Raw genomic sequence first — 12,055 nt, forward strand, 5'->3', positions numbered from 1 at the left:
ACCAGAACCGACCCACTCCACAGTCCCCTCAGCACCACACCACTACGCGAAAGAAAAGGCGTAATAACGGGACACCAGAGATGAAAACGACCTCTTAGGGTGCGTTTCGAAAGTGCTGGTCACAGCCACTCGTTGATGGCTGCGACTCGTAGGGTCGCCTCGTAGCGGATGGCGAGTTTGCCGTAGCTCGTGGCCACCGCGCGGTGGCACTTGAGGCGATTGATTCCGCACCCCACCGCGTGGCGCTCTTTGTAGTCGGCCTTGTCGAACTTCGGGGCCGGCCACCAGGGGGAACCGCGCTTCTCGCTGCTGGCATGCGGTGCGGGCTCTTCGTTCACACACGGTCGGAGCTCGGTCGGAGGGCAAGTCAACGCTCGTGCTGTGTCGCCCTTTTGCTGGAGTACTGGAGTACTGGAGTAGAGGAATGGAACGTACTGCCACCGCATTATGCGGTTTTCCCGCCGATGGCGGCGTTATCTGTGGCAGGGTCGGTATATGACGATCAAGGATGAGCTGAGCCCTGTTCCCGATGGATACTCGCGGATCGACCCTTGGGTGATATCGCAGGACACCGGTGCGGAGATCGAGTTCCTGAGCCAGGTGTTCGGTGCCACAGAACGTGGTTCCCGCATTTTCAACGAGGACGGATCCGTGGGCCACGCCGAGGTGGACGTGGCGGGTGCGGTGGTGTTGATGTTCGACCAACAGCCCGGTTGGCCCCACCTGCCCGCACACCTGAGGATTTACGTCGAGGACGCCCGGAAGACCGTCGAGAAGGCTCTCGCCTGCGGGGCCCGGCTGGTGACGCAGCCGACCGAGCTGGCGTTCGGACAAATTGCCGCACGCATCCGCGACCCCCAAGGCCACTTGTGGTGGATCTTTCAGTGCCTGGAAGAGGTCTCCGCCGAAGAGATGGCCAAGCGGTTCGCCGAACCGTCCTACCAGCGAGCCATGGAATACGTGCAGACGTCTCTCGCCGAGGAGCTGGAAGGCCACACCCCGTAGCTGTGCTGCCGTGTTCGAGGGCTTCGTCTGCCGCCGGTCCGTCTGCAGCGGGACGGCGGGATGGTGCTGGGGGCCGACCGACCCTATCGGTCACGTCGATCACGTCGATCACGTCGATCGCGGAGGGAGCCGCCGACCAGGAGTGCGGCGGCTGTGACGGTCTCCGGACAGACAGGTAGACATCTGCGCGCTTGTCGTAGCGGGTGGCGACAGCTCTGAGCTGTTCGAGCTGAGGTGGGGTGTCGCTATCCTCCGGGATCACGTACCGACTTCCTCGAGGGCGAGGGCGAGGGCGAGGGCGAGGGCGAGGGCGAGGGCGAGGGCGAGGGCGAGGACGAGGACGACGGCGATGCGGGCTCAGGCCGGACTGTTGATGCGCGCACATGATGGCGGAGTCCACCGCGAGGTCGTAGTGGATTCTGTCCGCCGCATTCAGCGCGGCCTGTACCGGACGCAGCAAACGTCCCAGATGCGCCGTCCGCCGACCACAGCCGATGCTGGGTGTCGCTGTCGTTCGTAGGGGGCTTCCATGGTCCGAGCCGGGATGCCATACCCGTACGAGTACCGACGTCAACCTCAGCGGCCTTGACCTCAACTGCGCTTGAGTTTCTAGGGTCGGCCGCATGATCTTCACCGAGAGAGAGTACGCATACCTCACCGCGCAGTCGCTCGCCCGCCTGGCCACCACCGGCCCCGACGGCGGTCCGCAGATCCGCCCGGTGGGCTTCCGGCTCAACGATGACGGAACCATCGACATCGGCGGACCGGCCATGGCCCGTAGCCGGAAATACCGCAACGCGCAGGCTCGCCCTGATGTCTCCGTGCTGGTGGACGACTTGGCCCCGGCCGACGATCCGGTCGCGGGCGGGTGGGGGCGCGGCATTGAGATCAGGGGCCGGGCCGAGGTATTGACCGTCGACGTGCCACCCGTGGCACCCGACTACTTCAGCAAGGACATCATCCGCGTCCACCCCCGGCGGGTCATCACCTGGAACCTGGAGGAACGGGGAACAGCAGCTCGCGACATCGAGTGACCGGGGGAAACGCCGTTGCGATCCATGGACGGCATACTCAAGCATGAGCGAGCGAACAACTCGCCTTACGTCAGGCGAAGTTCGCCGCGTGTGGTGTTGTGCCCCCCATGACTATGCCTATGCCCCTGCCTCTGCTTACGCCTGCGTCTGCGTCTGCGTCTGCGTTCCGCGCCCGCGTCGAACGGTGTTGTAGACGGTGAATCCTGCGAGCCGCAGGTCCGTTGGTGGAGGCCGGCGGCCGGCAGGGCGCTGCTACGGCCGGTCTCAGGTGATCGTCAAAGGGGGATACGTTGACGAAGACGCAGTGGTTTTGGCGGCTGAATGGCAGCGGCGCGCCGTATGGCTCTCGGTCGGGACGGCGATCCCGGCCGCCGCATTTGCGGCAGCGTGGCTGGCATTTCTGAGTGATCGTCCGCTGAGCAACCTGCTATGGGGTGCTTTGTCGACGGGCGTGGCGCTCGGCTTCCTGCCCATGCTGGGGTTCGTGCGCTTGACGCCCTTGCGCATGGATGCCGAGACAAGGTGATGCTGCACTACATCCATTACCGTCGTGGTCACCCGTACCAACTCCTCGCGATCCTGTGCGTTCAACCTGACCGGCCGCTTCTTCTGCGAACTCATGGCAACAGCCCTGTCTGGCAAAGGGGAAGAAACCTGCCAGACGCCAACCTCCCGGCCGGACACACCGTAACCAAGCAGCGACACCCCTAGACCCGGGGAGCGCGCAATGCCTGCGAGAGCGCGCTCATGGTGATGTCGATGACCGTGTGGAGCTGCTTCCGACTCGCCCCGGCCCTGCTCATCACGGCCAGTGACTGGTTGACCGCCGCGATGTGAACGGCGAAGTTGTCGGCGTCGCTGTCGGACAACTTCGCGGCGATCAAGGCGGTCCGCAGCCGCGCACGCTGAAAGCTCAGAGCTTCGATCGCGCGCCTGGCGATGCTGGGGCTCAGTACCGGTGTCGCCATCGCGGTTTGGGCGACCAGGCATCCGTCCGGCAGGTCGGGGTCGGCGATGCGCTCCAGCGTGACTTCGAAGAACGCCCGTACTGCCCGCAGCGGCTCTTCGGACGCACCTGAAAGGGCCTGATCGTACCTGTCTCCATACCGCGTGGCGTAGCGGTCCAGGCAACGCGAATAAAGCGAGTCTTTGTCGCCGAGTGAGGAGTAGATGGAACTGCGGTTCAGTCCGGTCGCCCTGGAGAGGTCATCGAGGGATGTGTCGGCGTATCCGGCTCGCCAGAACTGGACCATCGCCGCATCGAGCGCAATGTCCACATCGAACTGCTTCTTCCCGGCCATCGCGCACGCACCTCGTTCTTGAGCTTGAGCCAAGCCGTTGTGGCCCTCCTCATCATATCTTGAACTGGATAGTTCAAGATGCGTTAGGCTTGGCGCATGACTGACGCTGCAACCGCCGCGAATCGCTCTTCGGGCCGGAACCCAATCTCCGCGTTGCCGCTGCACGACCTTGCGGGGTTCACTCACCGCTGGGTCGACGCGGAAGGCATCCGACTTCATGTCGTGGAAGGCGGTCAGCCGACCGGCCCTACCGTCGTCCTGCTCGCCGGATTCCCGCAGACCTGGTGGGCTTGGCGCAGAGCGGCGCCGGGCCTTGCCGAGCGATTCCACGTGATCGCCATCGACCTGCCAGGACAAGGCCACTCCGACCGCCCCCAAGGCAGCTACGACACGCACACCGTCGCTTCGCGCATCCAGGCTGCGGTGACGGCGCTCAACGTGCCGAAGTACTGGCTCGTCGCCCACGACATCGGCGCCTGGGTTGCCTTCTCTCTGGCCCTGAAGTACGAAGAGCGCCTGCACGGTGTCGCTCTGCTTGACGCCGGCATTCCCGGCATCAGCCTCCCGGACGCCATCCCAACGGATCCCGACCGGGCCTGGAAGACCTGGCACTTCGCGTTCCACCTGGTGCCAGATCTTCCCGAAACACTGCTCGCCGGTCGCGAGCGTGCCTACATTGACTGGTTCTTGAAGGTCAAAGCACTGTCCCCGAACACGTTCGACAGCGCCGAGATCGACCATTACGCCGCCGCTGTCGCTGCAGAGGGTGGTCTCCGAGCGTCTCTCTCCTACTACCGCGACGCCGCGGAATCAGCGCGCAAGAATCGTGACGCTCTTGGACGACAGCACTTGACCTTCCCGATCCTGGGAATCTCCAGCTCCCACGGCTCAATTCCCGACATGGCCGCTTCCATCAGCCCCTGGGCAGACAACACGACCGGTGTCGTCATCCCGCATTCCGGACACTTCATTCCTGACGAGCAGCCCGCCGCAGTTGTGGACGCGTTGACTGCGTTCATCGCTCACGAGCGTGTCGGGTAGTTCGAGCCTCACCAGCATCAGATCCTCGGCCCCCCCACAGGCTGCCCACGAATCAACATCGAACTCTCCGCGCTGACCCGGCAATGTCTCGACCGCCGGATCGGCGACCTCGACATCCTCAACACCGAACTCTCGGCCTGGCAGAACGCCACCAACACCGACCAGCGTCAGGTGGACTGGCAGTTCACCACCCACGGCGCATGCATCCAACTGCGCCACCTCCATCCCACAAATTAGCCGCGACGGTCTACTAGGACTCGGATAGATGCTCATCGCGGTGCTCGGTACCGTGCGCGGCGGTGGGGAGGAGCTCGACCACCGCATGCCCGAGCTGAGGCCGGATCCACTCGCCGTCGCGTTCGATGCCGAGTACACCTCCGAGGAAAGCCATCTCAAGGGTTCCGGCGGGGGTCTCCCAGCGAAACGGAACACGGGAGACGTGGGAGGGGGATTCCTCCTCGGCGATGGTGCCCACACCGAAGGACCGCCGGGGAATCGGTCCGTCGTCGGAGTAATCGTGGGCGAAGAAGGCGGTGATCCATCCTGTGATCCGGTCACCTCCGGAGTCGGATTCCCATTTGTAGAGCGAGCGCCAGAAGGGGCGGTCGACACCCCACCCCGAGGCGGTCGCCCAGATCGAGTCCAGCACCGGGTACAGGGCGGTGAACCACGGCCGCAGGCCCTCGAACCACCCCTCAAGCTCTCGCACCCGTGCCGCAAGCAGGCGCCAGTCCCGGTCCGTGCCCTCCAACCGGATCCGGGGAATGCCGCAGAGCGTTTGCCACTGAAAGCGGTAGTACGGGCTGACCACGTCCATCAGCGCCACCAGCGTGGCCGTGGCGTCGGTGGGGGTCGTGGTGGAGAAGGTCGGCTGGAACAGATCAGCCACCTCGTCGCCGATCCGGCCGCGCAGAGGTTGCTGGACCAGGTTGATCGAGCGTTCCCAGTCCCACGAGGCCAGGTCGTCGCGGACAGTGATGGTCTGCTGCTGCCCGGGCGTGTCAGTGAAAAGTCCCTCGTACGTGCTGGAGTTCAGCCGGACGTGCACGGCCACCTCGTGCACGACGGCGTACCAGAGCAGATCGGGCGAGAGGCTCAGCGGAAGGTGGGCCGTGAAACAGAGATGGATGGCGCGTAGCAGGAGGCTGGAGGCGGGCTCGGCATTCTCCGCGGCGTCAGTGGACCAGCCGATGAGGCGACCGGTGCTGCGGTGGTGGAAGTGAGCCCGGTCGCGGAGCACGGCCCGCAGGAAGCGCTCATTGCCGAGTTCGGTGAGTCCGGCGGCGAGCCGTGCTGCATCGGAGTCTTCGTCGAGCGGTAGGTCTATCTCGAAAGTCATCCGCACCCCCAGGGACAGTGATCAAGGCTTGATCCTAGGAGGGAGCACGAAGGCCGACACGCATACCGCGAACTCGTGCACTGCCTCCACCGCGCGACCTTGCTCAGCGAACGAATCGGCGAGCGGAGTTTCCGACTGGAGCCCACCTCTGGTCCTCTGGTCCTCTGGTCTTCTGTACCGCTGGGCCGGTAGCGACCCGGCGAATCCGAGTGCTTTGGCCGGGCCTCTGCCGTGAACCACCCCGCAGGTGCGTGCCGGCAGTCGCTGATCGCTGACCATCGGCGCGACCGCCGGCCCTTGTCGCGACTCGACGACGGTTGCGGTGCAGTCAGCTACCGGGCGAGCTGGAGTGATCCCTGTGTCCGTACGGCCTGGCAGCACGGGCGTGAATCATGTTGACTGCGTCTGTTCAGGCGCTGCCGACCGTTGTGCCAGTGAGCCCGGCGTGATCGGACAGCCGCGGTAGAGCCGTTGCGCGACCCGGCCTCATCAGCGATCAGGGCGCGCATTCAGCCGTACATCACAGCAGCCCTTGGAGAGCAGTACGTTGCCCCGTACGACACCACCACGACCTGTCGACGTCACCGCAGTACTGCCCGAACTGGCAGCCCACGCCAGGCAGACGACCCGGTTGCACCCGAGGCCCGGCGCACCGGACGCCGCCGACAGCTCGATCGGCGGTCCGCTGCTCTGGCCCGCCGGTGAGCCGTGGCCCATATGCAACGCGCCGCGTATGGTGCAGCGCAGTGAGTCGATAGCCCCCGCGCTCGTCACCGCGTTGCAGCAGGCTCAGGCCAAACGGGAGGCGCAGCACGGGGCGGGGAGCACGGGGCGGCGCAGCCCGGAGGAGCACGCTCTGCTCGGCAAAGCAATGAGCCGCAGCGGCGCGAGCGTCGACCTCATCCGCTACACCACCCACTGGTACGAGTCCGAGGCGCATGAGGAGCCGAACCCTTTGGTGGCCGTCGCCCAGTTGCGCGCCCGCGATATCCCGACCGTTCGCTTCCCCTCGGGGACCGACCTCCTCCAAGTGCTGTGGTGCCCCACCACTCACCAGGATCTGCCCGGCCAGCCCCGCTTTTACGGGGGCCCGTCCGTACACCTCGTCTGGCGGCGCGCCTCCGACGTCTCCTCCGTGCCCCACGTCGTGCCGCCGCAGCCCCGGGACACACACGACGCCTACTTGCCCACTCCGTGCGTGCTGCACCCTGAGCAGGTGACCGAGTATCAGTATGCGGACCTGTTGCCCGACGCGCTCTGCGAACGGCTTGACGCGCAGGACGATCGGTGGCTGGAAGAGAGTGATGTCAACTACCAGTACGACCTGTCCATCGCACCCGGCTGTAAGGCCGGCGGCTGGGCATCCTGGCATCTGACCGATCCGGCGACCGTCAACTGCCGGTGCGGAGCGTCGATGGACCTCCTGCTCAGCTTCGCCAGCAGTGAATGGGACGGTGGCTCGAAGAGCTGGCGCCCCATCGAGGATTCCGAGGCGAACCAAGTGGGTGCCTGCGACCCAACCGGACTGACTCCTGGCCGATGGGGCGCGCTGCGGATCTTCATCTGCCCCATCGACCCGACACACCCCCATCTGCTGAACATTCAGTAGCGGCAGCCGGTCTCCGCGCCTCGTACCTGCATCTGCATCTGCATCTGCGTCTGCATCTGTATCTGCTGTATCTGTATCTGCACTGCGCCCGTCCGCTCACGGTGCGGCTCGTAGGTGTTGTAGGTGCTCGCTCACGAGCCGAGGTCAGCCACCACGTCCAGCCTTGTCGTCAACGACACCACGCTCCACTACGAGGGTGATGCCGCGTCCGACTGGAGCAGGCCCGGCGGCCGCGGCAACAAAAGCAAGCCGTCACCATCCGCCCGAGCCGGTCTCCCGGCCTGCGGGCAGCCTCTCCATGGCCGGTAAGGCGTGGGTGACCGGGCAAATGGCCAGTGGCGTGGCAAGGTGGGAGGTATGTGCGGTCGCTATGTCGCCACCCGCCGTCCGCAGGACCTGGTCGACCAGTTCGACGTGACGCGCTGGGATCCCGGCCAGGTGCTCGGCCCGAGCTGGAACGTGGCCCCGACGGACGATGTGTGGTCGGTGCTGGAACGCGTCGACCACGACACCGGCGAGGTCACCCGGCAGCTGCGGCCGCTGCGCTGGGGGCTGGTGCCGTCATGGGCGAAAAGCCTGAGCGTCGGTGCGAAGATGATCAATGCCCGGGTGGAGACGGTCGCGGAGAAGCCGGCCTACCGCCGAGCCTTCGCCAAGCGCAGGTGCCTGTTGCCGGCGGACGGCTTCTACGAATGGCAGGCCGTCCCGGCGACCGAGACGACCAAGGCTCGCAAGCAGCCGTACTTCATCAGCTCCGAGGACGGTCAGGCCATGGCATTCGCCGGTCTGTACGAGTTCTGGCGCGCTCCCGATGTCTCCGATGCCTCCGGTGCCTCCGATGCCGATGCTCCGGGGGCATGGTGGACCACCTGCACGATCATCACGACCGATGCCGACGACGCCGCGGGACGTGTGCACCCCCGTATGCCGCTGGCCATCGCCCCCGACGATTGGAGCGCCTGGCTCGACCCCGCCCACCAGGACCCCGGCGAACTCCGCGCCCTGCTCACCGCGCCCGCCGCGGGACACCTGGATGCCCGTGCCGTCTCCACCGCGGTCAACGACGTACGCAATAACGGGCCTCACCTTCTGGACGAGATCACCGACGCCCCGTTCGATGGCTGACTGCGAGTGGTTTCGTTCACTCGCAGTGGCATGCAGGGTCTGGCACAGCGCGTCACTGCGAGGCTGTCGATCCGACCACGCGATCCAGGCGTGCGTGTGCAGGTTGACCTGCTCCTCGGGTAGCAAGCCGGTCCGCAGTAGCGACGGCCGCTCATCGGTCAAGTGCGCGACGAAGAACTGCTCCGTCCCGACGTACCGCGTACCCTTCCACCGCACGTCACGGTCGACAGGCACCGACCGTGCCAAGACCGCGGCCGGGTCCGGACCGGTCTCCTCGGCGAGTGGGCGGTGACGGTGCGTCCTCAAGCCGGAGGACGGGTGAGGCAGGCCATGGACGCCGGGTTGGACTGGCTGGCCCGGTCGGGGCCGGGAACCGACGCTCGGGGGCAGGCTTCGCCGGTCTTCGGTCCGGGCGACGGCAATCTCGCGAACTACCTGTGGGACGGATCCCGGGTCCAGATCGTCGACTTCGAGGACTCGGGCTACAGCGATCGTGCCTTCGAACTCGCGGAAATCACCGAGCATGTGGGCAGTTGGGTGGAGCACCCCCTTGACGTCCCGGCCTTCCTGGAGCATTTCGACCTTTCCCCCGCGGAGACCGTACGTCTGTGGGAGAGCCGCCGACTGCTGTCCCTGGTCTGGCTGTTCCTGCCGGCCGGCGAGGAAAGGGAGAATCCGAGGAATCCTCCTGGCACGGCGGAACGCCAAGCCGGCCGGGTGCTGGAGCTATTGGCCTGATGAGAGGAGTCCCGGCCGGTCCGACGCATCAATGGGACCAGCTTCTCGGGGTGGGGAGACAGGCAAGGACTGACCGCTCACCCTGGTCAGGGTTCCAAGGGGTAGAGAGCGATCTTCTCGCGCTCGATAAAGAGCTCGACCCAAGTGCCGCCGACACCCTCGGGCAGCGGATCAGCGAGGCCCAGCAGGAGAGTGGTGCCGTCCAGGTCCAGCAGGGCGGCACCGTCCTCTGTGAGGCTCAGCCGCCCCCGCAGGACAACGCAGTGTCCCCCCGTCCGCAGCCCAGGACCGCTACCAGCAGCCGGCTTGGCGTTCCGCCCCCATGCGATGTCCTCGTCGATCGTCCACTCGACGTGGTACTCGCCAGGCTCTGCGCCTCGGTCCCCGCACCAGCGGACTGCGGTGTGCCCGAACGGGGTTCGCACCTCGGCCAGCCAAGGGGTTCCAGGAACCTTCGCCGCCTTCACCAGTTCGATCAGCACGGGTCGATCATGCAGCATGGGAGGTGCCACCGGAACCTGTGAGGTTTCGGCGCACCGGAGGCATTTCGCACGCTCGTCGCCCAGGGGCCCAGTCTCGTACGGTTGCGAACGTCGGTTCCCGAAGCCGTAGGCGCCCCCGGCCGGCTGCCACCGGAGGCGCCTGCGGTTTTACCGCTTCAGCCGTGTGTGCCGCGGGATCTGCGGGCGGTTGCGGCCGGGGGCCCGGGGCCCGGGGGCTCAGTTCCTCTCGGGCCAGGAGAATCCGAGTTCTTCGGCGCGCTCGCGGGTGCCGCCGCACACCTGGCCGTAGGTTTTCGGGTCCTCCTCGGTCAGCCGGTTCAGGGCTGCCGCCGCCTGTTCCTCAGGTGGCGTGCCGTCGTCCGGCACGATCCAACGGAACTGGAGGGCAATGCCGTCCGGTTTCCCGGAGCCGAGTCCCGGCGCGTACACGAAGGTCACCTCGGTGGTGTCCGGGGCATCGAAGCCGCTGCCGATCCAGCCCCGTTTCGCGTCCCACCGGCTCAGGAGATCCGGTCGTTCCTTCAGTCCGGCCTTGATCAGGCGGGCCGTGGTGCGGGCCGGCCAGGACCAGGAGCGGTCGGTCTCGGCGCGGGCGATCTCCGCGTCGTAAGCCGCGGCGTCGAACCGGCAGGCAGCCAGTTCGGGTGCCGGCGACTTGGAACCGGGCATGGTGGGCGGCCGCTGCCAGTTCTCCCACACCACCTGGTCTCCGTCGCGTCGGATGGTGACGTAGAGCGCGCCGCAGCATCCCTCGGTGCAGGATGCCTCCGCGAGCTGTACCTTGCAGGGCTCCGAGCCGGCGCGGAGCCGGCCTTCGTCCAGCAGGTATTCGGGGCTGTGGGCGGGACCACTGCCGAAGTACGCCGGGACCACGGGACGCCCGTCGAGGAGGATGCGGGTCTCGACGGGTTCCCGGTCCACGGGATCGCCCGCCACCACCTCGACGCGCAGCCTGCCGGGGGTCGTCGGGTCTCTGAAAGGTTGCCGACCGGTGCGCCGGATCCACCCGGCCCGCAGCCGCTGGTCCGCCCCGCCTGCTTCGGTGTCCGGCAGCGAGGCCCATCGAGGCTCGGCCAGCAGCCGTCCCAGCGATTCCAACAGCGTCATACGCCGTCCGGGAGGCCAGTCCAGCAGCACGCCGGGACCGCTGCTCAAGTCCAGGGCGAGCGAGAGCAGGGTGGCGTGGTTGTCGAGGGTGGGTGGCAGGAGGCCGGCTCGTGTCACGACGCTCTCGTACACCGTGAGCGCGTCGCGGTAGGCGAGGAGGTCGGTCGGGGCGTCGCGCGCGCACCCCGTCCGGACCAGGAGCCTGCCCGCCCGGGCGAGCAGGACCGTGTCGGAGGGATGTCGGCCGAGCAAGTCGGGCAGCCGGGCTGCCTCTGCGATCCTGCGGGCGACCGTGGTGTTGAGGAGCCGGGATTCAGCAGGGAACGCAACCAACTCCGCACGGATGGCGCTCTGTTCTCCCCTCTGCAGGGCGTGGACGAGTGGCCGCAGCTCATCATGGCGCGCGTAACAGGAGAGCCAGACGACGGCTGCGCTCTGGGGGTCCAGGGCGTCGAGGGCTTCGACAGCCGGGCGGGTGAACTTCCGGAGCAGGCCGAGAACGGAGAGATACGGGATGTCCTCGGACGTGCCGAGGCGGGTGAGCAGGGCGAGGCCTGCGGTGACGGCGGGCGCGGTGGTGCCGGTCCGCGTGAGCTGCCGGGCCAGGGACCGGGCCGCGTCCCACTGTTCGGTCGGCAACGGCAGCCCGGCGACGGCAGATTGGATCAGCATCAGGTGCATGGAGGAGTCCCGGATACCGAGCTGCGCGAAGCGGCTGTGCAGGGTGGCCGAGTCGTCCGGTAGCGGGTTCAGCGCATCCCGGATGGCGCCCTGCGACTCTTCGGGGGAGAGGGACAGCGGGCTCTCACCCGGTTCGGGCTGTTGGGAGAGGGGGAAACCACGCCGCGGCGGGATCCCGTCGGGGGACTCATGCAGCAAATGCAGAGCGTAGTCATACAGGGCGGGCGGGAGGGTGAGCGCGTCGCGCTCTTCCTGGGCGCTCACCGGGCGGGGTGGAACTCGATTCCGTAGGTCATGCACGCAGCCTGCCAGCCCGGTTCGCGCTCTGTCGAGGCAATTAGCGGCGGGCGAGATGTAGACGCTCTGGGGTTACGTGAACGACGGCCCCTACGGCAGCCGCCGCGTGGCCGGAGGGTTCGGGCAGGTGCGCGCAGTGCAGGTAGGTCGTGAAGGGAGCACGGCAGAATGCCAGTGATGCCTGTCGCGCGACCGCGCCCGCCCGCGCCCCCCCGCGCGCCCCCCCCCCCCCCGCCCCCCCCCCCCCCGCCCCCCCCCGCCCCCCCCCCCCCCCG

General features: G+C 67.1%; 12 protein-coding genes. 7 read left to right on the plus strand and 5 right to left on the minus strand.

Annotated elements, in window-relative coordinates:
• Positions 1 to 119 precede the first annotated feature (119 nt).
• Positions 120 to 338 carry a hypothetical protein gene (locus tag ACGFR7_RS34145; RefSeq protein ID WP_393326943.1) on the minus strand — a complete coding sequence of 73 codons (219 nt, stop codon included), beginning with the start codon at positions 336 to 338 and terminating at the stop codon, positions 120 to 122.
• 157 nt (positions 339 to 495) lie between these two features.
• On the opposite strand from ACGFR7_RS34145, the gene ACGFR7_RS34150 reads away from it, so the two are divergent.
• From ACGFR7_RS34150 to ACGFR7_RS34160, 3 genes are all read left to right on the plus strand, one after another.
• Positions 496 to 1,005, plus strand: coding sequence for a VOC family protein (locus ACGFR7_RS34150; RefSeq protein WP_393326946.1), 510 nt, complete (start codon positions 496 to 498; stop codon positions 1,003 to 1,005).
• A 623-nt stretch (positions 1,006 to 1,628) separates the two neighbouring features.
• Positions 1,629 to 2,039, plus strand: coding sequence for a PPOX class F420-dependent oxidoreductase (locus ACGFR7_RS34155; protein ID WP_393326949.1), 411 nt, complete (start codon positions 1,629 to 1,631; stop codon positions 2,037 to 2,039).
• 268 nt (positions 2,040 to 2,307) lie between these two features.
• Positions 2,308 to 2,565 carry a hypothetical protein gene (locus tag ACGFR7_RS34160; RefSeq protein WP_393326952.1) on the plus strand — a complete coding sequence of 86 codons (258 nt, stop codon included), beginning with the start codon at positions 2,308 to 2,310 and terminating at the stop codon, positions 2,563 to 2,565.
• A gap of 181 nt (positions 2,566 to 2,746) precedes the next feature.
• Here ACGFR7_RS34160 and ACGFR7_RS34165 read toward each other — a convergent pair whose 3' ends face one another.
• Positions 2,747 to 3,340: a TetR/AcrR family transcriptional regulator gene (locus tag ACGFR7_RS34165; protein WP_393326955.1), complete on the minus strand. Its 594-nt coding sequence runs from the start codon at positions 3,338 to 3,340 to the stop codon at positions 2,747 to 2,749.
• Between the two features lie 96 nt (positions 3,341 to 3,436).
• On the opposite strand from ACGFR7_RS34165, the gene ACGFR7_RS34170 reads away from it, so the two are divergent.
• Positions 3,437 to 4,381 (plus strand): alpha/beta fold hydrolase, encoded by a 945-nt coding sequence (locus ACGFR7_RS34170; protein ID WP_393326958.1) that lies wholly within the window; start codon positions 3,437 to 3,439, stop codon positions 4,379 to 4,381.
• A gap of 250 nt (positions 4,382 to 4,631) precedes the next feature.
• Here the strand turns inward: ACGFR7_RS34170 and ACGFR7_RS34175 are convergent, their stop codons facing one another.
• Positions 4,632 to 5,720 carry a DUF4419 domain-containing protein gene (locus ACGFR7_RS34175; protein ID WP_393326961.1) on the minus strand — a complete coding sequence of 363 codons (1,089 nt, stop codon included), beginning with the start codon at positions 5,718 to 5,720 and terminating at the stop codon, positions 4,632 to 4,634.
• A 733-nt stretch (positions 5,721 to 6,453) separates the two neighbouring features.
• Here ACGFR7_RS34175 and ACGFR7_RS34180 point away from each other — a divergent pair.
• The 3 genes from ACGFR7_RS34180 to ACGFR7_RS34190 all read left to right on the plus strand — a co-directional run bounded on the left by ACGFR7_RS34180 (position 6,454) and on the right by ACGFR7_RS34190 (position 9,192).
• Positions 6,454 to 7,329 (plus strand): hypothetical protein, encoded by an 876-nt coding sequence (locus ACGFR7_RS34180; RefSeq protein WP_393326964.1) that lies wholly within the window; start codon positions 6,454 to 6,456, stop codon positions 7,327 to 7,329.
• A 357-nt stretch (positions 7,330 to 7,686) separates the two neighbouring features.
• Complete coding sequence (locus ACGFR7_RS34185) at positions 7,687 to 8,454, plus strand: SOS response-associated peptidase (RefSeq protein ID WP_393326967.1); 768 nt, start codon at positions 7,687 to 7,689, stop codon at positions 8,452 to 8,454.
• Positions 8,455 to 8,772: 318 nt separating this feature from the next.
• On the plus strand, positions 8,773 to 9,192 hold the full coding sequence (locus ACGFR7_RS34190; RefSeq protein ID WP_393326970.1) for a phosphotransferase: 420 nt from the start codon (positions 8,773 to 8,775) through the stop codon (positions 9,190 to 9,192).
• A gap of 86 nt (positions 9,193 to 9,278) precedes the next feature.
• Here ACGFR7_RS34190 and ACGFR7_RS34195 read toward each other — a convergent pair whose 3' ends face one another.
• On the minus strand, positions 9,279 to 9,674 hold the full coding sequence (locus ACGFR7_RS34195) for a hypothetical protein (protein ID WP_393326973.1): 396 nt from the start codon (positions 9,672 to 9,674) through the stop codon (positions 9,279 to 9,281).
• Positions 9,675 to 9,911: 237 nt separating this feature from the next.
• Entirely contained in the window at positions 9,912 to 11,747 is a 1,836-nt protein-coding gene (locus ACGFR7_RS34200; RefSeq protein ID WP_393326976.1) for a hypothetical protein, read from the minus strand.
• Positions 11,748 to 12,055: the final 308 nt, after the last annotated feature.

This window comes from Streptomyces sp. NPDC048516 (genome assembly GCF_043199875.1).
In the GTDB taxonomy this organism is placed as follows: domain Bacteria; phylum Actinomycetota; class Actinomycetes; order Streptomycetales; family Streptomycetaceae; genus Streptomyces.